Annotated in this window: 28 protein-coding genes; all 28 read right to left on the bottom strand. The window is 38.8% G+C overall.

Going from position 1 to position 25,501, the window contains the following annotated elements; genetic code table 11:
- Positions 1–17: 17 nt before the first annotated feature.
- Entirely contained in the window at positions 18–1,100 is a 1,083-nt protein-coding gene (gene flhB, locus ACNHOZ_RS03750; protein WP_033579789.1) for a flagellar biosynthesis protein FlhB, read from the bottom strand.
- A 2-nt stretch (positions 1,101–1,102) separates the two neighbouring features.
- Complete coding sequence (fliR, locus tag ACNHOZ_RS03745) at positions 1,103–1,879, bottom strand: flagellar biosynthetic protein FliR (protein ID WP_048019850.1); 777 nt, start codon at positions 1,877–1,879, stop codon at positions 1,103–1,105.
- A 2-nt stretch (positions 1,880–1,881) separates the two neighbouring features.
- Positions 1,882–2,151, bottom strand: a complete 270-nt coding sequence (fliQ, locus tag ACNHOZ_RS03740; protein ID WP_033579787.1) for a flagellar biosynthesis protein FliQ — start codon at positions 2,149–2,151, stop codon at positions 1,882–1,884.
- 10 nt (positions 2,152–2,161) lie between these two features.
- The gene (gene fliP, locus ACNHOZ_RS03735; protein ID WP_048019849.1) at positions 2,162–2,830 is read right to left on the bottom strand and encodes a flagellar type III secretion system pore protein FliP; all 669 of its coding nucleotides are present in this window, start codon (positions 2,828–2,830) and stop codon (positions 2,162–2,164) included.
- Entirely contained in the window at positions 2,823–3,464 is a 642-nt protein-coding gene (locus ACNHOZ_RS03730; protein ID WP_028411421.1) for a flagellar biosynthetic protein FliO, read from the bottom strand. Before ACNHOZ_RS03730 ends, fliP begins: the two co-directional genes overlap by 8 nt.
- Before the next feature lie 63 nt (positions 3,465–3,527).
- Positions 3,528–3,890 carry a response regulator gene (locus ACNHOZ_RS03725; RefSeq protein ID WP_033579786.1) on the bottom strand — a complete coding sequence of 121 codons (363 nt, stop codon included), beginning with the start codon at positions 3,888–3,890 and terminating at the stop codon, positions 3,528–3,530.
- 21 nt (positions 3,891–3,911) lie between these two features.
- A complete protein-coding gene (gene fliY / locus ACNHOZ_RS03720; protein WP_230683450.1) occupies positions 3,912–5,042 on the bottom strand; it encodes a flagellar motor switch phosphatase FliY in 1,131 nt (376 codons plus the stop codon).
- On the bottom strand, positions 5,032–6,033 hold the full coding sequence (fliM, locus tag ACNHOZ_RS03715; RefSeq protein ID WP_243495118.1) for a flagellar motor switch protein FliM: 1,002 nt from the start codon (positions 6,031–6,033) through the stop codon (positions 5,032–5,034). The genes fliY and fliM overlap by 11 nt, the downstream gene beginning before the upstream one ends.
- A gap of 20 nt (positions 6,034–6,053) precedes the next feature.
- Positions 6,054–6,485, bottom strand: coding sequence for a flagellar basal body-associated protein FliL (gene fliL, locus ACNHOZ_RS03710; RefSeq protein ID WP_028411424.1), 432 nt, complete (start codon positions 6,483–6,485; stop codon positions 6,054–6,056).
- Positions 6,486–6,488: 3 nt separating this feature from the next.
- The gene (locus tag ACNHOZ_RS03705; protein ID WP_025750317.1) at positions 6,489–6,698 is read right to left on the bottom strand and encodes a flagellar FlbD family protein; all 210 of its coding nucleotides are present in this window, start codon (positions 6,696–6,698) and stop codon (positions 6,489–6,491) included.
- A gap of 35 nt (positions 6,699–6,733) precedes the next feature.
- Complete coding sequence (gene flgG / locus ACNHOZ_RS03700) at positions 6,734–7,528, bottom strand: flagellar basal body rod protein FlgG (protein WP_033579783.1); 795 nt, start codon at positions 7,526–7,528, stop codon at positions 6,734–6,736.
- Positions 7,529–7,553: 25 nt separating this feature from the next.
- Positions 7,554–7,982, bottom strand: a complete 429-nt coding sequence (gene flgD / locus ACNHOZ_RS03695; protein ID WP_048019847.1) for a flagellar hook assembly protein FlgD — start codon at positions 7,980–7,982, stop codon at positions 7,554–7,556.
- Between the two features lie 9 nt (positions 7,983–7,991).
- On the bottom strand, positions 7,992–10,610 hold the full coding sequence (locus tag ACNHOZ_RS03690; protein ID WP_255904309.1) for a flagellar hook-length control protein FliK: 2,619 nt from the start codon (positions 10,608–10,610) through the stop codon (positions 7,992–7,994).
- A gap of 17 nt (positions 10,611–10,627) precedes the next feature.
- Complete coding sequence (locus tag ACNHOZ_RS03685; protein ID WP_033579781.1) at positions 10,628–11,260, bottom strand: MotE family protein; 633 nt, start codon at positions 11,258–11,260, stop codon at positions 10,628–10,630.
- Between the two features lie 9 nt (positions 11,261–11,269).
- Entirely contained in the window at positions 11,270–11,713 is a 444-nt protein-coding gene (fliJ, locus tag ACNHOZ_RS03680) for a flagellar export protein FliJ (RefSeq protein ID WP_028411429.1), read from the bottom strand.
- 2 nt (positions 11,714–11,715) lie between these two features.
- Positions 11,716–13,029 carry a flagellar protein export ATPase FliI gene (gene fliI, locus ACNHOZ_RS03675; RefSeq protein ID WP_028411430.1) on the bottom strand — a complete coding sequence of 438 codons (1,314 nt, stop codon included), beginning with the start codon at positions 13,027–13,029 and terminating at the stop codon, positions 11,716–11,718.
- Complete coding sequence (gene fliH, locus ACNHOZ_RS03670) at positions 13,004–13,792, bottom strand: flagellar assembly protein FliH (RefSeq protein WP_033579779.1); 789 nt, start codon at positions 13,790–13,792, stop codon at positions 13,004–13,006. Before fliH ends, fliI begins: the two co-directional genes overlap by 26 nt.
- Positions 13,785–14,804: a flagellar motor switch protein FliG gene (gene fliG / locus ACNHOZ_RS03665; RefSeq protein ID WP_025750326.1), complete on the bottom strand. Its 1,020-nt coding sequence runs from the start codon at positions 14,802–14,804 to the stop codon at positions 13,785–13,787. The genes fliH and fliG overlap by 8 nt, the downstream gene beginning before the upstream one ends.
- Before the next feature lie 11 nt (positions 14,805–14,815).
- Positions 14,816–16,408: a flagellar basal-body MS-ring/collar protein FliF gene (gene fliF / locus ACNHOZ_RS03660; RefSeq protein WP_048019845.1), complete on the bottom strand. Its 1,593-nt coding sequence runs from the start codon at positions 16,406–16,408 to the stop codon at positions 14,816–14,818.
- A 49-nt stretch (positions 16,409–16,457) separates the two neighbouring features.
- On the bottom strand, positions 16,458–16,748 hold the full coding sequence (gene fliE / locus ACNHOZ_RS03655) for a flagellar hook-basal body complex protein FliE (RefSeq protein ID WP_028411433.1): 291 nt from the start codon (positions 16,746–16,748) through the stop codon (positions 16,458–16,460).
- Positions 16,749–16,760: 12 nt separating this feature from the next.
- A complete protein-coding gene (flgC, locus tag ACNHOZ_RS03650; protein ID WP_028411434.1) occupies positions 16,761–17,210 on the bottom strand; it encodes a flagellar basal body rod protein FlgC in 450 nt (149 codons plus the stop codon).
- 2 nt (positions 17,211–17,212) lie between these two features.
- Positions 17,213–17,602, bottom strand: a complete 390-nt coding sequence (gene flgB, locus ACNHOZ_RS03645) for a flagellar basal body rod protein FlgB (protein ID WP_028411435.1) — start codon at positions 17,600–17,602, stop codon at positions 17,213–17,215.
- Positions 17,603–18,045: 443 nt separating this feature from the next.
- Positions 18,046–18,825, bottom strand: coding sequence for a GTP-sensing pleiotropic transcriptional regulator CodY (gene codY / locus ACNHOZ_RS03640; protein WP_013058882.1), 780 nt, complete (start codon positions 18,823–18,825; stop codon positions 18,046–18,048).
- A 28-nt stretch (positions 18,826–18,853) separates the two neighbouring features.
- Complete coding sequence (gene hslU, locus ACNHOZ_RS03635) at positions 18,854–20,254, bottom strand: HslU--HslV peptidase ATPase subunit (RefSeq protein ID WP_013084801.1); 1,401 nt, start codon at positions 20,252–20,254, stop codon at positions 18,854–18,856.
- Positions 20,255–20,270: 16 nt separating this feature from the next.
- Entirely contained in the window at positions 20,271–20,813 is a 543-nt protein-coding gene (gene hslV / locus ACNHOZ_RS03630) for an ATP-dependent protease subunit HslV (RefSeq protein ID WP_013058884.1), read from the bottom strand.
- A gap of 14 nt (positions 20,814–20,827) precedes the next feature.
- Positions 20,828–21,730 carry a tyrosine recombinase XerC gene (gene xerC / locus ACNHOZ_RS03625; RefSeq protein WP_014458427.1) on the bottom strand — a complete coding sequence of 301 codons (903 nt, stop codon included), beginning with the start codon at positions 21,728–21,730 and terminating at the stop codon, positions 20,828–20,830.
- Between the two features lie 65 nt (positions 21,731–21,795).
- A complete protein-coding gene (trmFO, locus tag ACNHOZ_RS03620; RefSeq protein WP_028411436.1) occupies positions 21,796–23,100 on the bottom strand; it encodes an FADH(2)-oxidizing methylenetetrahydrofolate--tRNA-(uracil(54)-C(5))-methyltransferase TrmFO in 1,305 nt (434 codons plus the stop codon).
- Between the two features lie 206 nt (positions 23,101–23,306).
- A complete protein-coding gene (gene topA / locus ACNHOZ_RS03615) occupies positions 23,307–25,382 on the bottom strand; it encodes a type I DNA topoisomerase (protein WP_028411437.1) in 2,076 nt (691 codons plus the stop codon).
- Between the last annotated feature and the right edge of the window lie 119 nt (positions 25,383–25,501).

Raw genomic sequence — 25,501 nt, 5'->3', positions numbered from 1 at the left:
CTTACAATAGCGTAACGTTACATTTTATTTTGAATGCGGTATACGTAAGCTAATATTTCAGCCACCGCTTTAAAAAACTCTTCTGGAACCGCATCCCCTACTTTGGTTTGATCAAAAAGCGCTCTTGCCAGCGGGCGGTTCTCTACCATGATAATTTCATGACTTTTGGCAATTCCTTTGATCTTTTGAGCAATAAAATCTACGCCGCTGGCTACAACATAGGGAGCATCCATTTTTTCTTCATCATATTTTAAAGCAATGGCATAATGAGTAGGGTTTGTAATGACGACATCTGCTTTTGGAACTTCTTGCATCATGCGAGACATTGCCATTTCACGCTGCTTTTGCTTTATTTTTGATTTGATTAGAGGATCTCCTTCAATGTTTTTATGCTCATCTTTGATATCTTGCTTTGACATTCGAATATTTTTCTCGAAATCAAACTTTTGGTACAAATAATCAAGCAGCGATAAAAATAAAAGCATAAGCGAAGCTGCAAGTCCCATTTGAAAAACAAGCTTAGACAGAACAACCAGCGAGTCCCCTATACTTTTTTGAGATAAATTTAATACATCTTCTATGTGAATCCATAAGATAAAAAACGTGACGGCTCCGATACACATAATTTTCAGCGTTGACTTGATTAGTTCTACCAGCGCTCTCATGGCAAAAATTCGTTTGGCTCCGCTAATAGGGTTAATCTTTTCTAACTTAGGCTGAAGGGACTCCGTGGAAAAAAGAATGCCAACCTGCATATAATTCGCTCCGAGCGCAGCAACAAAAGCTGCGAGCATGACAGGACCCGCTGCAAGAGCAATTGAAGGAAGAAGATGCTTAAACATCGCAAATACGCGCTCTGCCGTCACTTCCTCAAGCATATACGTTTGAAAAGCTTCTCTTAACAGCTTCATCATTTGCTGTAAAAATTGTTTGGCTCCAAACAAAAAATAAAGAAAAACCATTAAAAGAATGAGCGCAGTGGTAACGTCTTGACTTTTAGCTACCTGTCCTTTTTTTCGAGAGTCCTGCTTTTTTTTAGGTGTAGCTTTTTCCGTTTTTTCTCCTGCAAAAAATTGCAAATCAACTTTTACTAAAAACAAAGCTACACCCCTCCTAATATGCGGATCATCGCGCGCATCGCTTCTATCATTTGTTCAAATATGATTTGCATCATATAAAACATGCTCCCCATCACTACAATTAGTAAAATAAAAGCAACGATGATTTTCACCGGAAATCCAACTACGAAAATATTTAACTGCGGAACCGTTCTCGCGATGATGCCAAGCGCGATATCGACTAAAAATAATGAACCAACCAAAGGCAAAGACATTTGAACGGCTACTAAAAACATCGATGAAAAAACAGTTATGATGTGTGTAGCAAATGCTTGGCTTCCCACAGGGAAAGCTACTTTGTCTAACGGAATAATTAAATAACTATTATAAATGCCGTCTATTAATAAATGATGCCCATTGGTCGATAATAAAAATAGAAGAGCAAATACATATAAATATTGACCTAGTATCGGACTTTGCGCCCCTGTCTGCGGGTCTATTACATTGGCAATGGCAAACCCAATTTGAAAATCGATGAGACCTCCGGCGATTTGAATAGCCATAATAAATACATACGCAGTCAAACCAATAAACAACCCAACAGCACATTCTTTTACTACTAAAAGTACAAACTGTGCATCTAACGAAACGACGGGTAAATCAATCGTTGTCGCAATAATGACGGATAGCGAGGCAGACAAACCTACCTTATGAACTGCGGGAATCGTTTTGTATGAAAATAGCGGAACAGTGATGAAAAAAGACGTTACCCGCACTAGTACTAGTAAAAACGCGGGATAGGATAAGATCAACTGACTCATAGCTATCCTACGTACCGATACAGATTTGCAAAAATTTCATATGTAAATGAAATCATTTTCGATAACATCCACGGACCAAAAAATACAATCCCTACTAAGACCGCTACAATCTTAGGAACAAAAGCAAGAGTTTGCTCTTGAATTTGGGTAGTTGCTTGAAAAATACTAATAATGAGCCCAACTACAAGGGCCAGCAGTAATAGAGGACCAGATACAATTAAAATTGTATACACGCCTTTTTCTGCTAACGAAATGACAAATTCTCCATTCATTGTCTATCACCTATTGAAAACTTATTAATAATGATTTAACAACTAAATTCCAGCCGTCAACCAGTACAAATAGTAAAATTTTAAATGGGAGCGAAATCATAACGGGAGGAAGCATCATCATTCCCATAGACATCAGCACGCTTGCTATAATCATATCGATAATGAGAAAAGGAATAAAAATCATAAATCCAATTTGAAATGCCGTCTTTAGCTCACTGATCGCATAAGCTGGAACGAGCGCAGTTAAGGGAATTTCTTGAACAGAGGATGGTTTATCTATATCCGCATATTCTAAAAAAAGAGCTAAATCTTTTTGTCTTGTATGAGCACTCATAAATTCTTTCATTGGTTCAGCTGCTTTTTTATAGGCTTGATTCAACGTGATTTTTTCTTTTAAAAGCGGCTGAAGCGCCTGTTCATTTACCTGAGAAAAAGTTGGTGCCATAATAAAAAATGTTAAAAACAGCGATAAACCAACTAATACTTGATTAGGAGGCATTTGCTGTGTCCCAAGCGACGTACGTACAAATGAAAGCACAATGACAATTCGTGTAAAGCAGGTCATCATGATTAAAATTCCAGGAGCTACTGAAAACACCGTCAGCAGCAACAAAAGCTGGACAGAAGTTGAAATATTTGTAGGACTGCTCGAGTTAAAGAGATTCATCACTTCATTCATCGTTCTTTTTGTTCCTTTCTAACTCTTTCAGTGCGTTTTGTCTTTTTATTTTCATTTCATTCATTTCTCGCTGAAAAAGCTGCTGAAAAGAATGACTAGATTTCTCTTCTTTTTTAGAAGTGAATTTTTCTAAAAAAGACGGTAGTACGACTTTATATTCGCCCTCGTTTTTCTGTTGTTCCTCATACTGCGTAAGCAGCTGCTGTTTCTCTTGCCCTGTAATTTCTGAAAGAAGCTGCACATTTTCACCGACTCCAATAACAAAAAGCTGATTTCCAACTTTGACTACTTGTACAGACTTGCTGCTTCCAACATTTGTACCACCCAAGTTTTGTACGACTTTATTTTTTTGTAGCAGCCTTCCTTTTTTATTTACAAATTTTAAGAGCGCAAAAAGCAGCCCAATTACAAGTAAAAACGCGAATATCATCTTCACGATATCTCCAGCTGAAAGCGCAGGCGTCGCCTGGAGTTCAGTTTTTTCTTTTGAATCAGTACTCTCACTCTCTGAACACTTCTCCGTTTTCTCCAAACATTCTTTTACCGATGCAGATCCACTTTCTGCATAGACGATTTGATTTGATCCTGCTAATACGCTTATTAACAGCGCAACAATTACGAACTTTCGCAGCAATGTCTGCCACCTCTTACTTCAACATAGTGTAAGATTAGCGGGAAAGTCCCGCCAATCTGTTGTTTATCCAATTGCTTTTGAAATTGCCTCTAATACACGATCTGCTTGAAACGGCTTAACGATAAAATCTTTTGCCCCTGCTTGAATGGCATCAATCACCATTGCCTGCTGTCCCATCGCTGAACACATGATCACCTTGGCATCACTTTTTATGTTTTTAATTTCTTTTAAGGCCGTAATTCCATCCATTTCAGGCATCGTAATATCCATTGTGACAAGATCTGGTGCATGCTCTTTAAATAACTCCACAGCCTGCTGGCCATCTGCCGCTTCCGCTACTACTTCATATCCATTTTTCGTTAAAATATCTTTAATCATCATGCGCATGAATGCAGCATCATCTACAATTAAAATTCGGTTTCCCATCTCTACTCCTCCTAAAAATCATTACTTTAGTTTGTTAATACGGTCTCTTTGACTAATAATATCAGTTACGCGAACGCCAAAATTCTCGTCAATGACGACCACTTCACCTTTTGCAATTAATTTGCTATTAATCAAGATATCTACCGGTTCGCCTGCTAGTTTATCAAGTTCAATGATTGCACCAGAAGATAATGCTAAAATCTCTTGAACCGTTCGCTTAGTCCTTCCAAGCTCCACGGTAACTTGAAGCGGGATATCAAGCAGCATGTCTAAATTTCGCGAATCCCCTTGAGGAGAAGACACGTGCTCGAACTCTGAAAACGATGCGGGCTGAACATCAACTGGTACATGAACAGGTTCTGCCTGCTGTGTTTCTTCATGCTGTATGTATTCAGCTGTCAGCGGTTCTGTTTGCTTTTCGTTAAGGTCTGATTCTTTTTCAATAGAAGCTGCGGTACCTTCTGCGCTTGGAACTAAGAGCTCTTCCACCAAACTTTTGGCAAAAGATATCGATAACAGCTGCATAATATTCGAATCGATTAATGTGCCTACCTTCAAATTAAAAGAGACTTTTACAAAGACGTCATCTTGGGGAATCAGCTCTGTGCCTTCTCCTTTTTGAATATTTAAAATATCTAAGCTCGGCGGAGAGATATCAATTTTCTTTTGAAATACCGTAGACATAGACGTCGCTGCAGAACCCATCATTTGATTCATCGCTTCCTGCACTGCACTCAGCTTAATTTCATCCATGATTTCCGTCGGATTCTCTCCCGTTCCACCAAGCATCAAATCTGAAATAACAGCTGCATCTTCATGTTTAATAACTAACAAATTCGTACCAGAAAAGCCTTCTGTGTACTGAACTTGCACAGCGACATGAGGATTTGGAAATTCATCCGTCAGCTCTTCTTTATATACGAGCGATACAAACGGTGTGGTAATATCGACTTTTTGATTCAATAAAGCCGATAACGCTGTTGCTGAACTGCCAAACGAAATATTTCCAATTTCGCCAAGCGCGTCTTTTTCCATTTCCGTAAAGTAATCATCTACTTGACTTGACTTATTCGGCTCTGAAAACTCGTCAAGTGAAGAAGTTCCTTTTAACAACGCATCAATTTCATCTTGCGAAAGCATGTCATCGTTCATTCCTTTCGTTCCTCCTCTTAACATCATCTAGAATTTGCACAGCGACTTTCCGACTGACTTTTCCAGGCTGTGCAATAAATTTAGGTTGTTCTCCGACGTAAATAGTTAACGGATTATGAACGCTTGTTTGCAGTCGAATAACATCTCCCGCATCTAATGCTAGGAAATCTTCAATGGAAATATCCGCTTTTCCTAGCTCGGCTACAACCTGCAATTCCGCATCCTTAATTTGTTCCTTTAGCTGCTCAACCTCTTGTACGTTAGGTTCTTTTTTCGAAGATTGCATCCAGTAATGAACGGACAGTTTGGACACAATCGGCTCAAGCGTCACGTGCGGAATACATAGATTGATCATGCCCGTTTCATCTCCAATTTGTACGTTTAATGAAATGACGATGACAATTTCATTTGGTGAAATCACCTGCAAAAACTGAGGATTCACTTCAAACTCTGATGTTTCAGGTTCAATTTCCGCAATAGAACTCCAAGCTTCTCTCATACTGTCTAACGTTTTCTCTAACAAGTTTCGAACCAAGCTCGTTTCAATCTCCGTTAAGTTACTAATTTTCCCACCGCTCTCGCCTTGTCCCCCGAGCAAGCGGTCAAGCATCGCATAGGCAATGTTCGGATTGACTTCCATAATGATATGCCCTTCTAAAGGAGGGACAGCTATCACATTTAAGATGGTTACTTTCGGAACAGAGCGAATGAACTCCTCATACGGAATTTGATCCACTGATACAACGGACACTTGTACAACGTTACGAAGCTGTGCCGAAAAGACGTTGATGAGCATGCGCGCATAATTTTCATGAATTCGCGTCAAACTGCGAATCTGATCTTTTGAAAAACGCAGCGCGCGTTTAAAATCATATGTACGAATGCGCTGTTTTTTATTTTCCTTTTTTAGCTCATCCGCATCCATCTCTCCGGTTGATAACGCGGATAATAGTGCATCAATTTCATTTTGTGATAATACATCCCCAGCCACTAGCTTCCCTCCCTTTTTCTTTACTGCAACACTTTAGACGTTGTATAAATTTTAACAACATGTCCGTTTTCCATTAATTGATCAATTTGCTTTGCAATATCTGTTTCTAACGTACTGAGCCCTTGCGTTCCTTCAAAATCTTGAGCACTCATATCGGAGAGCCGTTTGATAATAATGTCTCTTACTTGAAAGTCTCTTTTTTGAAGCTCTGCTGCCGCTTTTTTACTATCCATTTGAATTTTAAAGGAGATGCTGATGTAGTTATTGCTTTTTAAATTGGTTTTAATATCCGTTACATCCACAGAAGCTTTAATCACATCGTCGATAGATGGACCTTTTTCGGTACTTGCCTGCTCCGTATACTTTAACGTCACAATAACCGCAATGCTTCCTATTAAAGTAAGAGAAAGCAGGATAATAATCATCTTACTAATTAGCTTATTTTTGAACACACTTTATTCCTCCGTCGTTTGCTGCAGTCCTAATACGTTAATTCGCTGATAATAACTCGTCACTTTCTCATTCACTTCTTCAACTGAATCCTTTACCACTAGCTTTTTGTTATTTGTTAGCGTAATAGTTGTATCTGGAAATGCCTCAACCTGCTCGATGTAAAGAGCATTTAACGTAAATGTTTTGCCGTTTAGCCTCGTTAAAGTGATCATAATCAACCGGAGTAATACCTACTCCTTCCTCCCGCCTATCGTTTTAGATTCACTAATTCTTGCAGTATTTCATCGGATGTTGTGATAATTCTTGTATTCGCTTGAAATCCGCGCTGTGCAACAATCATGTCCGTGAATTCCTCCGATAAATCAACGTTGGACATTTCAAGGGCGCTTGAGACGAAGGTTCCTGTACCGTTGGCTCCTGGAGCTCCTAGCAAAGGATTTCCTGAGTTTACGCTTTGAGTAAATAAATTTCCTCCTGCCTTTTGGAGTCCTTCATTATTTGCAAATTTAGCAAGTTCAATTGTTGGTGTATTTGGAGTTATATTTCCGTTAGCATCTATGATATTAACCTTCCCATTTGCTCCTATACTGTAGCTCTTACTTGTTGAAGGAATATTAATATTCCCTCCTCCGGTTTTTTGTACATACAGTCCATCACCCGTTACCAAATTACCGCTGCTATCCAAATAAAAATTACCTGCTCTTGTGTAATAATTTGTGTTTCCATCATTTACAACAAAATACCCATCCCCAGAAATAGCCAAATCAAGCGGACGTCCCGTTGACTGAATACTCCCTGCCGTTTGAACTGTATCAATCGTGCCAATCTGTGAACCTAACCCGACTTGTTTAGCATTAACACCTCCACGGTTAGCTCCCGGTGCCGTCGCTCCTGCTACCTGCTGACTTACTAAATCTTGAAACGTTGTACGTCCTTTTTTATAGCCGTATGTATTAACATTGGCAATGTTATTTCCTAGGACATCTAATTTGGTTTGAAAATTTTTCATGCCGCTGATTCCTGAATACATCGAACGTAACATAAAATCACTCCTTAAATTTGGTTGGTTAACTGCTTACTTCTAAGATATCGTTTAGCGAAAGTACCGTATGATTTTCATCGTTGATCGTAAACGATACCTCATTGTTTTTGACGGATGCTGTTGAAATGACTCCTTGCTTTTTATTTCCTTCTTCATCTAACCATGCAGCGGTTTTACCAATTAATTCGCTTCCTTTTAAAATAGGAGAAGCCTGAGACTGCGTTACAAACGTATTGAGCGATGTGCTCATATTTGTCATTTGTTCAAGGGAAGAAAACTGAGCCATTTGAGCAATAAAGTCTTTGTCTTCCATTGGATTCATTGGATCTTGATTTTGAAGCTGAGCAATCAAAAGCTTCAAAAAGTCATCTTTGCCAAGCGAGCTGTTTCCCGTTTGCTTCACTTGTGTGTCCCTATTGCTTAAATACAAGTCAGACGTAATTTCATTTGTCATTGTTATCACCTATACGTTGTAGTTAATGAGCGCTGATTCAAAAGAAGATAGAAAGGAAGCCGATTCTTCCAATTGTTGTGAATCTTGATCTTCTTCTTCTTTTTTAAACGCTTCTTTTTCCTGTCTTTCTTTTTGCTGGTCGTTTTCATTGTTAAACGACATCGCTTGTTCTGACAGTAGCACATCGATTTTATCAATTGATACATGCTGAGACGCGAGACCATGCCGCAAAGTTGAAAGATTGGAGTCCAATAACTCTTTTGTTTTTGCTGACGATACGACAATTCGCGCAACCGTTTCGCTGTCTTTCTGAAGCATTTCAATTGAAATCGCACCTAGCTGTTTAGGAAATAACTTAATGAGAAGCTTGGATGTTCCCTCTTCGGCACTAAACGAAGCTTTACTCCATATTTTCTCAAGCTCGTTTACCAAATTGCTAGACTGCTGATAGTCAGATTTTGCTTGCCCTAGATAAATAGAGAACTGCTGAAGCTTAGGCATTTCTCCACTTCCAAAGGATGATGCCTGATTCCCTACTGGCGCCCCGGTTGTGTGTGTACCTGCCGGACTTTCGCTGTTTTCCAAAAAGCTATTGGTATCTATACTTCCGCTGGGTACAACCACATCTTTTTTCCATGGAAGCTGATTAAAAAACGGTGCTTTTTCTTCTTTAGGAAAAGCAGTCATATTTTTCACGGAACTTTCTGAAGCTGTATGAACAGCGTCCACATCCACTTGTTCAACCGATACATGCTGAGACCCGAGAGCTTGCCGTAATCTGAAAAGATTGGCATCTAACAGCTCTTTTGTTTTCGCTGACGTTACCACAACCTGCGCAATCGTTTCATCGTCTTGTTGAAGCACTTCAATTGATATTGCCTCTAGCTGCTTTGGAAATAGCTGAATGGAAAGCTTGGATACTCCCTCTTCAGAACCAATCGAAGCTTTACTCCATATTTTCTCCAGCTTGTTTACCAGATCGCTAGACTGTTCATAATCTGATTTTGCTTTCTCTAAATCAATAGAAAACTGCGGCCTTTTTTCTTCTTTACCAAAAGCAGTCATATCTGTTACAGAGCTTTCTGGAGCTGCTTGAACGTCCGCCGCATCCACTTGTTCAACCGATACATGCTGAGAAGCGAGAGCTTGCCGTAAACTGAAAAGGTTGGAATTTAACAGCTCTTTTGTTTCCACTGACGATACAGCTACTTGTGCAACCGTTTCATTGTCTTGTTGATACGCTTTAATTGAAATCGTACCTAGCTGCTTTGGAAATAACTGAATGGAAAGCTTTGATGCTCCTTCTTCAATACTGATGGAAGCTTCACTCCATATTTTTTCCAGATTATTCACCAAATCCCTAGACTGCTGATAGTCTGATTTTGCTTGGCTTAAATCAATAGAAAACTGCGGCTCTTCTTCTTCTTTACCAAAAGCATTCATCTCTGTTACAGAACTTTCTGGAGCTACTTGAACGCCCGCCGCATCCACTTGATCAACCGCTACGCGTTGAGACGCAAGAGCTTGTCGTAAACTGAAAAGGTTGGAATTTAACAGCTCTTTTGTTTTCGCTGACGTTACCACAACCTGCGCAATTTTTTCATTGTCTTGTTGAAGCACTTCAATCGAAATCGTACCTAGCTGCTTTGGAAACAATTTAATGGAAAGCTTAGATGCTCCTTCTTCAGTACTGATCGAAGCTTTACTCCATATTTTTTGCAGCTCATTTACCAGATCGTCAGACTGTTGATGATCAGAGTTTGCTTGCCCTAGATCAATAGAAAACTCTTGAATCTTAAGCATTTCTCCAGCTCCAAAAGCTGATGGGTTATTTTTTAACGTCAACCCGGCTGTTTTAGCAGTGAAAGAACTTTCACTATCTATACTTGGGTTACCTAAAACCACATCTTTTTTCCATGGAAGCTGATTAAATAGCGGCCCTTTTTCTTCTTTACGAACAGCGCTCATATCTTTTAGAGAATTTTTTGAAGTTGAATGAACAACGGCGAAAAAACCAGCTGAGCGCTTTTCATGTAAGGTATCGGTTAATACACGTGGTTGTTTATGAATTTTCTCTATTTTTTCAACAGCAGCTTTCCGCAAGCCTTGAAGCTGCGAATCTGAAATCTTCACTGACTGTAGCTGCGGTTTTTGTAGTTCTTCCATCAGCTGAGCAAACTCTGTTTGAAACGCAGACGACGTGTTTTTGCATATAGTCAACAAGCTGGAAATAGAAGACAAATATTGTTCTTGACTGTCTGTTTTAGATGAAACAGGTTCCTGCTGCATTTCTGTTAACACGTGCTGCAGCTTTAGAAGCGGCTGTTCCAAATCTAGACTACTTGGAATACTACTGATCATCTCGGCTAGATGTTCGTATAAGACAGACGGTTCATCTCCTTCATATTCTGCTTCGCTTAACTGAATCGCAATTAACCCGACCGCGTTAAAGACGTCTTGATTTATCGCTTGTTCATTCAATGATTTTTCCCGGCTCGCTAAAGGTTGCGCATTTAGCTGCTGAAGCTGTTGAACGATTTCTTCAAAAAAACCCTGAGTCTGAATAACAGCCGCTTTTTCATCGCAGTTTACCTTTGATGCAGCTGCTGGACGTAGTGAAATTTCCACTGTTTTCACCTCTGCTTTTATTCATCAATCTGATCTGTTAACAATGTCGTATAGCGTGCAGCTACTTTCGGATCCATTTTTTCTAAGATTGCCGTTCTTGTACTTGCTTTGAACTGCTTAAGCATCGCGACCGCTTTGTCTTCTTTTAATTCGGCAAAAATGAGCGCTGCATTTTTAGGAGACATGTTTTCATAGGTAGCAATGACATCTTTTTTCGCCAGCTGATTGTTCTTTTGTTTTTTCGCTTCGTCATCGGCTTTTTCTTCCATATCACGCATTTCAATTTTTAGTTCATCCATTTGACGATCTTTTGTACTGATCGTTTTCTCATAGGCTGAAATTTGCTTTTCTTTCGTGCTCAGCTTCTTTTGAAGGCTCTCAACCTGCTTTTGTATTTCTTCATTGCTTTCTTGAATATTTTCATTTTTTTGTGACTGCTCACTTGATACAAATGGAATGGCGTGTGTAACAGCAGAAACCTTATCATTTATATTGACGCCTAAAAGTGTCAGGACAATGTAAGCTGCCAAGATGAGGAACACCGCTGGAATAAAGATTAAAAATAAAAACACCTGGCTTTTACTGTAAGATTTCCCATCTTCATAGTTTTCTTCTTCGTACTCTTCTCTTAATTCTTTTCGTTTAGCCATGTTTTTCACCTAATTTCTATGCAGCATGTACTGCTGTAAAGACAGCTCATCCATTTGCTTCGCTTCTAATTGTTTTTCCGCTGTTATATAAGAATCGTAGTCTTTCTTTTTTAATTTTTCATACTTCTTTACTTCTATATTCTTTTCTTCTAGCTTCAGTTTCTTTAAGTTCATTTGCTGTCTGGCAAACATGACCTCTTGTTGCAGCCTTTCAATCACTCGTTCGGCACTTGTTAAAAACTGCTGAAATGATGTAATTTCTAAAATAGAAAGCCCCTGCTTCATTTTGCCCGTATGCTGTTCAATCAGCGTTTCTTTTTCTTTTAACTTTTTATAAAGCTTTTCACCCGCTGTTTCAAACTGCTGTAGGGACTGATTATATTGAGATAGCAGTTCATCTTTTTCATTTGACTTAATTGCCATTATTTTAGATAACCTAAATTCATATGCCATATTTACTCACCTTTCACAAACAGTTCACAGAGCTTTGTTACACTTGTTTCAAACGATGGATGTTCGTTCGTTTTTTGCTTTAAAAATGCCTCAATGACAGGATGATAGTGGATTGCCTCATCAATGTAAACAGAAGATCCTCTTTTGTAGGCACCTATGTTAATTAAGTCTTCAGAATTAGCGTAGGTAGCCATTAATGAACGCAGTTTTTCAGCTGCTTCTTTATGCCGTTCACTTACGATATGGTTCATCACGCGACTAACGCTTTTTAAGACATTGATGGCCGGATATTGACCTTTATTGGCAAGCTCCCTGTCTAGTACAATATGTCCGTCTATAATGCCTCGCACCGTATCCGAAATAGGTTCGTTCATATCATCACCGTCTACTAATACAGTGTAAAAAGCGGTAATAGATCCATGTTGATTAGTCCCTGTACGTTCAAGCAGCCTTGGCAAGCTAGCAAAAACAGATGGTGTATAACCTTTGGTAGTCGGAGGTTCACCTACGGCTAATCCAATTTCTCTCTGAGCCATTGCTACACGGGTAACAGAATCCATCATCATCATGACGCTCAGCCCCTCATCTCGAAAGTATTCAGCAATAGAAGTAGCTGTATATGCTGCTTTCATTCGAAGTAGAGCAGGCTGATCCGAGGTAGCAACTACTACAACGGAGCGCTTTAACCCTTCCTCTCCAAGATCTCGTTCAATAAATTCTCTAACTTCTCTTCCTCGCTCGCCTACAAGGGCAATGACATTGATATCTGCTTTTGTATTACGAGCAATCATCCCAAGCAGCGTACTTTTCCCAACACCGCTTCCTGCAAAAATACCTATGCGCTGCCCTCGGCCTACGGTTAACAAACTATCAATCGTCCGTACACCTACTTCAATAGGCTGTTCAATAGGCGGGCGCTCTAAAGGATTAGGGGGGTCTTGATCGGTTAAAACAAAAGGCAAATAATGAGAAAGTTCAGACCCATCTAAAGGGTTGCCTAACGAATCAAGCACTTGACCTATTAACTCTTTCCCCACGCTTACCTGCAGAGGTTTTTCTGTTGTTTCCACTAGGCAGCCAGGTCCGATATATCGAACAGACGTATAAGGCATTAAAACGACGTGCTCACCGTTAAAACCAACAACTTCTGCACGAATTTTATCTCCTCGTTCACTGAGATGAATAAAACAAACATCTCCTATTGACGTTCTAGGTCCTTTAGATTCAATCATCATTCCTACTACTCGGCTGACTTTCCCGTACCGTTTAAAAGAAGATGTGCGCGGGATTTCATGAATGAGTTGTGCGACTTTCATGTTTACTCCCCTCTAACAAACGTTCTTTTAATTTTTTCTTCATTTCCGTTAACTGACTATCAAAAGAAGCAACAAGACGCCCATAAGAGGAATCGATGACACAATCCATTTCCTGAAGATTTTCATCTGCATAAATAAACAGCCCGGTTTCTCCGTTTAATAAATCGAACAGTTCTCGTTTATGTTCACATACATATGCATATTTTTTGGGAGAAACAAAAAGCTGGATTTCTTTATGTTCTCTAACTTCTTTTAAAGACCTTGCAACAAGTGATAAAAATGATTCATCTCTTTGAAGCTGCTCATTTAAAAGCGTTTCTGCTAGGGTGAAACCTAATTCAAAAATGACTTCTTCAGATTGATTTATATATTCGTAGTACTGATTCTTTGTTTCGTCAACGATGTTTCGCGACATGGCTAATACATGTTCGTACTCTTGTTTCCCTTGAAGCAGCCCTTCTTCGTACCCTTCTTCATAGCCGCGTTTTTTTTCTTGTTGAAACAGCAGCACCTTCTCTTCTTCCCACTGCTTTTTCAAACGTTCAACTTCGTTTTGAGCCTGTTTGCGGTAAGCGTCTGCCTCGGCCTTTATCATTTCAGCTTCACTATGCGCTTGTTCAATAACGTGCTGTGCATTTTCTTGCTGAAGATGTTCTTCTGTCGGCTCATCTTGTATCGGAAAACCAAATGGAATGACTTGAATGTGCTTAGCATTTTCGTCTGAAAGTTTGTTCGTATAAGTTGATTTAATGATATTAGACAATAATATCGTCTCCTCCACCTCGAGCTAGTACAATTTCACCAGCATCTTCTAAACGTCTAATTGCAGCAACGATACGTGACTGGGCTTCCTCTACATCTTTCAAACGCACAGGGCCCATAAATTCCATTTCTTCTTTAAACGTTTCCACCATACGGCTAGACATATTTTTAAAAATAATAGATTTCACTTCTTCACTTGCTACTTTTAAGCTCAACAATAAATCATCATTTTCTACATCTCGTATCACACGCTGAATAGAACGGTTATCGAGCGTTACGATATCCTCAAATACAAACATTCGCTGTTTGATTTCTTCTGCTAATGCCGGATCTTGAATTTCAAGCGTATCAATAATAATTTTTTCAGTCGCTCGGTCCACTCCATTTAATACTTCAACTACTGCTTCTAAACCACCTGTTTGGGTATAGTCTTGGGTAACGGTAGCTGAAAGCTTTCTCTCTAAAATTTGCTCCACTTCATTAATGACTTCCGGAGACGTACTTCCCATCGTTGCAATCCGCCTTGCAATATCCGCTTGCCTTTCCTGAGGCAGTGATGATAAGATTTGTCCTGCCTGCGGCGGTTCTAAGTAAGATAAAATAAGGGCAATCGTCTGAGGATGCTCATGCTGAATAAAATTTAACAGCTGCATAGGATCAGCTTTTCTGGCAAAGTCAAACGGACGAACTTGCAAAGAAGAAGTTAATCGATTGATAATCATCATAGCCTGCTCTGGTCCAAGTGCTTTTTCTAACACCTGTTTCGCATAGCTTACTCCTCCTTTTTCAAGGTAGTTTTGAGCAAGCGTTATTTGTTCAAACTCATGAAGCACAGCTTCTTTTAGGGACGGCTCTACCTTTCTCACTGAAGAAATTTCAAGCGTTAGTTGCTCAATTTCGTCTTCACTAAGATGTTTATAGATAGAAGCTGATACATCCGGACCGAGAGAAATCAACAAAATTGCTGCTTTTTGCTTTCCAGTTAACTCATTTTTTTGCATAGCCTTTACCATTAGCTTTCCTCCTAATCCTCACTAATCCATGTTCGTAGCAGCTTTGCAAACTCTTCTGGGTCTTGCTTCGCTAACGTTTCAAGATTGCTTTTTGTTTGCTGTTCAGCACTTAAAACAGGGGCTTTTTGTGCCGCTTCATATGCTTCAAAAGTTTCATCATACTCTTCATCATATTCGTCTTCATCTAAGTCTTGACGCCTTTTCCTAACCAACAGCACAATAAGAACAACAATAATAAGCAGCAGTGCTCCTCCGATTATATACATCCACAATGGAATCGAACTTGCTGTGCTGTCAGCTGTTTCTTGTCCATTAAACGGCTGAACGGAAACGGTAATCTTATCGCTGACCGCGTTATCCGAGAGAGCTTTCGTATTTGCATCTTTTGAAATAGAAGTACGGACAATTGTACCTAACATTTTTTGAACGTCTGACTCAAGCGTATCGGACACTTGTGATTTCCCTTTTGCATTGGAGGGATCTATCATTACTTGAATGCCAAGGTCTTGAATTTTGTATGGACTTTCAACGATTTCTTTATGAATTCGATTCACTTCATAATTAATACGTTCTTCGTTTTTTTCGTAGTCTCCGTCTCCACTTGCTGTGCTAGATGAGTAATTTGTTGTATCTTCTTCTCCTGTTCCAGCAACGCCTCCATCTTGAGCATTTTTACCAGAAAATGTTTCATTGATTTTTTCAGCGCTAACGGCAATTCCTTGCATATTATCTTTATCAACAGGCTCTACTAGCTTTTCTTCGCGATTTTCCTGTGTAAAATCAAGATCTGCTGTAACCGAGACCATTACTTTGTCTTGACCGACCAGTCTTCCTAGCATTTGCTGTACTTGACGCTGAATATCCCGCTCAACTTCTTTTTTCGCTTCGTTCTGCGAAGCAAATGAGCTAGAAGCTGAATCCGTTTCATTTCCTTTTAAATCAAAGTACTCAAAATATTGGTTCATAATGACGATATTATCTGTAGGAAGGTTTGGCACACTTTTGGATACTAAATGATAAAGAGATTTAATTTGCTGATCATCAAATTTATAACCAGCCTTTGTATTAAGCACAATCGATGCAGAGGCTTCTCCCTGCTTTTCATTCGCCCATACACTTTCATTGGGAAGGGTAATCATCACTTTTGCATCGTTGACTCCTTGAATGTTTTTCATTAAGTTAGCCAATTCAGTTTGCATCGCATCGAGTTTTAACACATCAAATTCATTGTCTGTCATACCAAAGCTCGCATTTTTCCCAAAAAACGAATAGTCGATACTTCCGCTATCAGGAATTCCTTGTGCAGCTAAATCAACTTTTAGCGAGTCAACGCTTTGTTCAGGCACCGAAATGGTTGTTCCATTATCAGAGATTTCTGAAGGGACGCTTCTAGCATCAAGCTCTGCTTTGATTTGTCCTGTTTCTTGAGCCGATAGATTGCTATAAAGAGGGACAAATTTATCTTTGTTTAAGAAAACAGATGCTAAACTAATGACTAGAATAGCCGCAAGAGGAGCAGCGATAAGGGCTATTTTCTGTCCTTTTTTGCGGTTATTCCAAAAGACTTTCATCTTATCTCGATAAAGAGCTATTCTTTCATTCATGGTATTCCTCCGGTTATTACTATTTTCATTTTCTTTAATAACCGCTCAATTACATTTGCATTCTCATCATTTCCTGATAGGCTTCAACAGCTTTATTGCGTATTTCAAGAGCCGTTTGCATCGTAATACTTGCTTTTTGAGCAGTAATCATTACATCTTGGAGTTCGACATTTTCTCCTTTAGCAAGCTTTTCAGTCGCTATATCCGAAGCGCGTTGAGCATTGTTTAACTCATTGATTGAGTCTTTTAAAAACGTTGAAAACTGTTGAGTTGTTTGTCCAGTGCCAGTCGAAGCGGCTGTTTTTGCTATTGCTATTTGATTGCTGATACCATTAATCATTTTATCGCTCCTTTATTTTCCAATTTCTAACGTCTTTGTTAATATATTTTTGTTTGTATTAAAGACCGTCACGTTTGCTTCATAGGATCGAGTAGCACTAATTAAATCCGTCATTTCCTTTAAGGGATCTACGTTCGGCATCTGCACGTACCCTTGGTCATTAGCATCTGGATGCGTCGGATTATATACTAAATTAAAAGGAGTATTATCTTCTACGATATCTGTGACTTTTACACCATTGTTTTGACTTTTATTGATTTCGGAGTGTAAGAGAGACGAAAAAGAAGGCGAACGATCAGACTGCATGACAACCATTTTTCTTTTGTAAGGCTGCCACTCACCATTAACGTACGTCCCTCTTGTCGTTTCAGCATTCGCCATGTTAGATGAAACAACGTCCATCCTTAAACGATTGGCAGTTAAAGCTGAAGATGTAATATTCATATTTTGAAAAATTGTCAAACTTATTTCCCCCCTCTAATGACTGTTTGAAGAGAATTAAATTTTCCGTTTAAACGATCTACTAGCGCCTCATAGTAAATTTGATTTTCAGCCATATCCGCCATCTCTTTATCCATATCCACATTGTTTCCATTTGCTTGATAGGAAGTGTTTCCTTGCTGGGTAATCACTCGCTGGGATGAATCGGAAAATGGGATATGTTTTGAATCAGTCTGATATGCTTCTAACTCGTTATGTAATAAATCTCGAAATTCACTCGTACGCGATACTGTTTTCGATTTATAATTTGGAGTATCAACGTTTGCGATATTTTGTGCAATCGTCTGCTGCTTTTGTGACGCGTAGCTAATTCCATTTTCAATTGTTTGAAAAGTAGTTGAAAACAAACTCAATTCTTACACCTGCTTACCTATTCTATTTTTCTCAAAAATGAGACAAATTTCGACTTTAGTACCATAGAACTTATTGTAAGAAAAACTTCATGCAATGTCTATCCTTTTTTAAGAACTTTTGGACTATAAACCAAAATTTTCATTCGATTTCCAAGCATATTTTAACATCAATGCTGTACTTTAGCTCTATTTTTTTAATTTAAAATCAAAATACATACCATAAGTCCTGAACAATATGTAATAAAAGTAACGATTTGTAATCAACTAGTATCTTTTTACTATTTAAAGATTCTATAATATAATTTTTAGATTTTTATATGAAGTTTGTTAAAGATTTATAAAAATAGTGAACGAATCGTCTTAACCCAGAGCGAACCTTTTCATACTGAGAGCATATAAAAAAAGCACACGGGCTTTGCCCGTGTGCTTTTTGGTTCATAAACTTAGTTAGATTTTAATTTTTCAAGCTCTACTAAGAATTTGTTGTTAAGAACTTTAATGTAAGTTCCTTTCATTCCTAGCGAACGTGATTCGATAACGCCAGCACTTTCTAATTTACGTAGCGCATTTACGATTACTGAACGTGTAATTCCAACGCGGTCAGCAATTTTACTTGCGACTAATAGTCCTTCATTTCCATTTAACTCTTCAAAGATGTGCTCAATAGCTTCTAACTCACTGTATGATAATGAGCTAATTGCCATTTGTACAACAGCTTTGCTACGCGCTTCTTCTTCAATCTCTTCTGCTTTTTCACGAAGAATTTCCATACCTACTACCGTTGCACCGTATTCAGCAAGGATTAAATCATCGTCTTCGAACTGACGGTCTAAACGAGATAGTACAAGCGTACCTAGACGCTCTCCGCCTCCGATAATTGGAACGATTGTTGTTAGTCCTGCATCAAATAAGTCTTTATTTTCAACCGGGAAAGCTGTATATTGACTTTCAATGTTTAAATTAGAAGATGTTTCTTGAATGTTAAATAGGCTTTGAGTATATTCTTCTGGGAACTGGCGTGCTTCTAACATATCTTTCATGCGCGCATTCTCAATTTGCTGTTTAACAGCGATTCCTAATAATTTACCGCGACGACTTACTACGAATACGTTTGATTCGATCACTTCGCAAAGTGTTTCAGCCATTTCTTTAAAGTTTACTGGTTTACCAGCTGCTTTTTGTAGCATTGCATTAATCTTTCTAGTTTTCCCTAATAAATCCATTAGTACTCTTCCTCCTGCGATTTCAGTTCTATAAAATAAATTGACTCAAATCTTTGTTTTTAGCGATTTTTTCTAATTTTTCTTCCACATACTGCGGAGTAATCACAATTTTCTCTAATGTTACTTCTGGTGCTTCAAACGATAAATCCTCTAGCAAACGTTCTAAAATCGTATGAAGCCTTCTTGCACCAATATTGTCTGTATCTTGATTTACCTGATATGCAATTTCTGCAATCTTACGTATAGCATCGTCAGAAAATTCAATTTGTATACCTTCAGTTTCCAATAATGCCGCATATTGCTTTAATAACGCATTATCTGGCTCTACTAAAATGTTTATAAAATCTTCAACGGTTAGCTTCGTTAATTCAACGCGAATTGGGAATCGACCTTGCAATTCTGGAATTAAATCCGACGGTTTTGATACATGGAAAGCACCAGCTGCTACAAATAAAACATGATCAGTTTTGACTGCACCATATTTGGTAACAATCGTTGATCCTTCTACAATTGGTAAAATATCTCGCTGCACGCCTTCACGTGAAACATCAGCGGAAGATGAATTACCACTTTTTTGAGCAATTTTATCAATTTCGTCAATGAAAATAATTCCGTATTGTTCTGCACGATTCACAGCTTCTTGCGTCACTTCATCCATATCAATCAATTTTTGCGCTTCTTCATTTGTTAATACTTTTCGTGCATCTTTAACAGTAAGTTTGCGCTTTTTTTGTTTTTTAGGCATAAAATTGCTTAAGGCATCCTGCATGTTCATGCCCATTTGTTCCATACCCGAACCTTGTAACATATCAAACATAGAAGGCTGTTGCTCTTCTACTTCAATTGTGACATAATGATTTTCAAGCTCTCCTAGAGCAAGCTGATGAGCAATCTGCTTGCGCTTCGTTGCAATATTCGTTTCCTCATCTTGATCAGGATCCGCATCGCTTGACTGTGTACCGTTTGAAAAAATCATTTCAAACGGATTTTTAAACGATTGCTGCTTCTTTTTGCTTGGAACAAGAAGCTCCACTATCCGCTTGTTTGCATTTTCTTCTGCACGATCACGCACGCCGTTCATTTTTTCTTCTTTCACAAGTCGAACTGACGTTTCCACTAAATCACGAACCATTGATTCCACATCGCGTCCTACATATCCAACTTCCGTAAATTTTGTTGCCTCAACCTTAATAAAAGGTGCACCGACAAGCTTAGCTAAGCGGCGTGCAATCTCGGTTTTACCCACACCTGTAGGACCAATCATTAAAATGTTTTTCGGCACAACTTCATCACGTAAAGATTCGTCTAGCAGACCGCGGCGATAGCGATTTCGCAGCGCAACAGCGACCGCTTTCTTTGCCTTCGTTTGACCAATAATATACTGATCGAGCTTTTCTACAATTTGTCGAGGTGTTAAATGAGAATTCATAAAAAAATCCCCTTTCCTACAGTTCTTCTACAATAATATGATCATTTGTATAAACACATATCTCACTTGCTACATCTAAAGCTGCTTTTGCAATTTCTTTAGCTGTTAAATGTTCGCCTGCATGTTGTTTTAATGCACGTCCCGCTGATAAAGCATAATTTCCGCCTGATCCAATTGCTAAAATGCCGTCGTCCGGTTCAATAACTTCACCCGTTCCTGATACTAACAGTAAGTTATCTTTGTTCATAACAATAAGCATTGCTTCTAACTTTCGCAATACTTTGTCACTTCTCCATTGTTTAGCAAGCTCCACGGCTGCACGCTGAAGATTTCCGTTATACTCTTCAAGCTTCGTTTCAAATAATTCAAAAAGAGTGAATGCATCAGCTACTGAACCTGCAAAGCCGGCAAGAACTTGCCCTTGAAATAGACGTCTTACTTTTCGAGCAGTATGTTTCATCACAACAGCATTTCCAAACGTTACTTGTCCGTCCCCAGACATGGCACATTGACCGTTATGCTGAACTGCAAAAATCGTAGTAGCATGGAAAGTAGACAAATTAACTCCTCCTTTTATGCGCGAGGATGGTGATTCATATAAACTGCCTTTAAACGATCCTTCGTCACATGTGTGTATATTTGAGTGGTTGATAAATGTTCATGACCTAGCATTTCTTGAACTGTACGTAAATCTGCCCCTTCATTTAACATATGAGTCGCAAAAGTATGCCGCAAAACGTGTGGACTAATATGTATATTCTCAGCGGTTTTCTTTACTAACTGATCAATGACTAAGCGTATGCCTCGGTCTGTCAACGGTGTCCCCTTATAATTTAAAAAGAGCGAATGAGTATCAGAAGGAGCCTTTTTTAAAAGAAGCTTTCTTCCATTATCTATATATACTCTAAGAGCGTCCTTGGCATAACAGCCAAATGGCACGTACCGTTGTTTTTTCCCTTTGCCATATACGAGCAAAGTTTGAAGTGAAAAATCTATATCGCTAAGCTTAATAGATGCACATTCACTCACTCGTATTCCGGTGGCATACAGCAATTCTAAGAGAGACTGATTACGCTGCCCTAACGGAGTTGTTAAGTCATTCATTTGAAATAATTTCACAATCTCCTCTTCATACAGGAAGCGAGGATTTCTCTCTTCCTTTTTAGGAAGGGTAACGAGCGCAAATGGATTATCTTCTACTAATTCTTCTCTATTTAAGTAACGATAAAACGTTCTCAAACAAGAAATTTTGCGTGACATCGATCTTTTTGAATACTGCTTTTCATATAGGCGTGTTAAAAACAGCCTTGCATCAGCATATGTAACACTTTGTAGGTTTTGTATTTGCTCTTCCTGCATAAAAGACATGAAGATACCTATGTCTTTTTCATAGCAGTCAACTGTATATTTTGAATAATTTTTCTCAATTTGTAAATATTCTAGAAAGGAATTTAATACATCTTTAACAAATTCCAATGTTATCACCTCACAAGGGCTACTAAATATTATCACAATTAAGTAGCCCTTGCAAACAATTTTGATTATTTTGTTGTAAAATTCTGAATAGTTTCCAATGCTCGTTTAGCCAGCGTTTCATTTCGTTCTTGTTTGTTTTTGATTCGCACTTCCAATTCTTTGAATAAGCCAAAGTTGGCATTCATCGGCTGGAAGTTTTTGGCGTTTGTATGTGTGATATAGTGAGCCATACTGCCAATCGCTGTTTCCTGCGGCAATACAACCAATTCTTCACCAAGCACAAGTCGAGCCGCGTTCATTCCTGCCATTAATCCGCTCGCAGCTGATTCTACATATCCTTCTACTCCCGTCATTTGTCCAGCAAAGAATAAGTCATCACGCTCGCGATATTGATACGTAGGCTTTAACAATTTAGGAGAATTAATAAACGTATTTCTATGCATAACCCCGTAGCGTACTACTTCTGCATTTTCTAAACCTGGGATTAAGCTTAATACTTCTTTTTGTGCTCCCCATTTTAAATGTGTTTGGAAACCTACAATATTATATAGTGTACCTGCTGCATCATCTTGACGAAGCTGAACAACTGCATAAGGTCGCTTTCCTGTTTTCGGATCTTCTAACCCAACTGGTTTCATTGGTCCAAAGAGCATTGTTTTTTCTCCGCGTGAAGCCATCACTTCAATTGGCATACATCCTTCAAAATAAATTTCCTTCTCAAATTCTTTTAAAGGAACCGTCTCTGCATTGATTAATGCTTCATGAAAGCGCTGGAATTCTTCTTTTGTCATCGGACAGTTTAAATAGGCAGCTTCCCCTTTGTCATAGCGAGATTTAAGATATACTTTATCCATATCAATGCTGTCTTTTTCAATAATAGGTGCAGCCGCATCGTAAAAATATAAATAATCTTCACTTGTTAACGCGCGCAGCTGTTCCGATAAATCTTTTGACGTTAGCGGACCTGTTGCAATAACAGTTGGTCCCTGTGGAATTTCCGTAATCTCTTCATTAACAACCGTTACGTTCGGATGGTTTTTAACGCTTTCCGTCACACGAGAGGCAAATTCGTGACGATCAACAGCCAGTGCTCCACCTGCTGGAACCGCACACTCGTCTGCTGAACGAATAATGACAGAGTCTAATAATCGCATTTCTTCTTTTAGCACACCCACTGCATTTGTTAATGTATTCGCACGCAGTGAATTACTACATACTAATTCAGCAAATTTGTCCGTATGATGAGCAGGTGTTTGCTTTACTGGTCTCATCTCATAAAGACGGACTTTCAAACCGCGCTTTGCGATTTGCCAGGCTGCTTCACTTCCAGCAAGACCTGCTCCAATAACATTAATTACTTGTTCATTCATTGTAAATCCTCCAACTTCATTTCTATCTTTTCTATCATTTTGCTTATTCATTCACTTGTCTTTTCCTTTTTTAACGGGACAAAGAAAATGCGACATTACTCAATGTCGCTAATAACGTTTCCATTTTAGCACATGAAGCAATGTCGCCGCATCTTATATAACTGCTATTTTTAAATTTAAAGTATGGGAATTCATCCCATTCTCTTTTACTGCTGAGCTTCCTCTTTATAATCACAACTTGTACAGACGACTTGAGTTCCTTTTTTCTGTTTCTTCTCTACAAGCAGATTTTCACATTTCGGACATTTTCTTGCAATCGGTTTATCCCAAGATACGAAGTCACAGCCCGGGAATCGATCACAGCCATAAAATGTACGCTTTTTCTTCGATTTTCGCTCAACGATATTTCCTTCTTCACATTTCGGACACTTTACGCCAATCTCTTTTACAATTGGCTTCGTGTTGCGACAGTCAGGGAAATTAGAGCATGCCATAAATTTTCCGTAGCGTCCCATTTTGTATACCATAGGTGAACCGCATTCTTCACAGTCTTCTCCGGCAGGTTCATCTTTAATCTCCACTTCGCGCATTTCTTTTTCAGCATGTTCTAAGCGTTTTTCAAAATCACTGTAAAATTCGTCAATAACACGCACCCATTGAACATTACCATCTTCCACTTCATCCAAATCGTTTTCCATTTTAGCTGTAAACTCTACATCTAAAATTTCCGGGAAAAACTCCAATACAAGCTCTAGTACAATTTCTCCAAGTTCTGTTGGAACAAAACGCTTGTTATCGAGCGCTACGTATCCGCGCTTTTGAATCGTATCAAGTGTTGGAGCATATGTAGACGGTCGGCCAATGCCTAGCTCTTCTAATGTCTTAACTAAACGAGCTTCTGTATATCTTGGCGGCGGCTGTGTGAAATGCTGCTTTTCATCGATGTCCTTAGAATAAGCTACTTCTCCTTCTTCTAAGTCTGGAAGAAGATTTTCTTTTTCCTCCACTTGATCATCATTGCCTTCAACATACACTTTCATAAAGCCTGGAAATTTAACTTTTGAGCCGTTCGCTCTAAATGTTACGTCTCCATTTTTCAAATCTACAGCCATTGTATCCATAATGGCAGGTGCCATTTGACTAGCAACGAAGCGCTCCCATACTAACTTATACAGTCGATACTGATCACGCGATAAGAACTCTTTTACCTCTCCTGGTTTACGAAGAGCTGAAGTTGGACGAATCGCTTCGTGGGCATCTTGCGCATTTGAATTCTTCTTTTCTTTACGCTTTTCCGTTGCCACAAACTGATTTCCGTACGCGTTCGTAATGTAATCTCTAGCTTCTGTTTGAGCTGTTTCTGAAATACGAGTAGAATCGGTACGCATATACGTGATAAGACCTACTGTACCTTCTTTTCCTAAATCAATTCCTTCATATAATTGCTGCGCAATCATCATCGTTTTTTTCGCTCGGAAGTTCAGTTTCCGCGCTGCCTCTTGCTGTAATGAAGACGTGGTAAAAGAAGGAGCCGCATTACGCTTTCGCTCACGTTTTGTTACTTTAGAAATTGAAAATTCGTTTCCATCTAATTGTTTAACAATGTTGGTTACATCATCTTCATTCGATAGCTCTACTTTTTTCCCTTGATATTCGATTAACTGGCCTTCAAACTGGTCGTTCCCTTTTTGAAAAGTTGCTTTTACCGTCCAGTATTCTTCTGGGATAAACTTTGCAATTTCTTTTTCACGATCAATAATTAACCGCACTGCAATTGATTGAACCCTTCCGGCACTTAATCCTTTTTTCACTTTTTTCCACAGCAATGGACTGATATTGTAGCCAACCAGCCTGTCAAGAATACGTCGTGCTTGTTGAGCATCTACTAAATCCATATTAATTGCTCGTGGATGTTTAAAAGATTCTTTAATCGCTTCTTTTGTAATCTCGTTAAACACTACGCGGCAGTCCGATGCAATGTCTACATCCAAACTGTGCGCCAAATGCCATGCAATCGCTTCTCCTTCACGGTCTGGATCGGCTGCTAGGTAAATCTTTTTTGCTTTTTTAGCCGCTGTTTTTAGTTCTTTTAAAACCGGGCCTTTCCCGCGAATTGTAATATATTTCGGGTTGTAATCTTGTTCAATATCAATTCCCATTTGACTTTTAGGTAAATCGCGAACATGTCCCATCGATGCTTTTACTTTATATTTCTTTCCTAAATAACGTTCAATTGTTTTAGCCTTTGCAGGCGATTCTACAATTACTAGGTAGTCAGACATCTATTTGTTCCTCCTCAAGAGGTAGAATAAAATCTTCATTATTATTAAATATTTGGTTCTTGTTTGTCAAATGTCAAAAAGATAAGTCATACGATTTTCCTACGTATCTCACTAGTATT

The sequence above is a fragment of the Priestia sp. D51 genome (assembly GCF_053345675.1).
The sequence above is the reverse complement of the archived record's forward strand: the minus strand, read 5'-3'. Positions and strand labels throughout refer to the sequence as shown.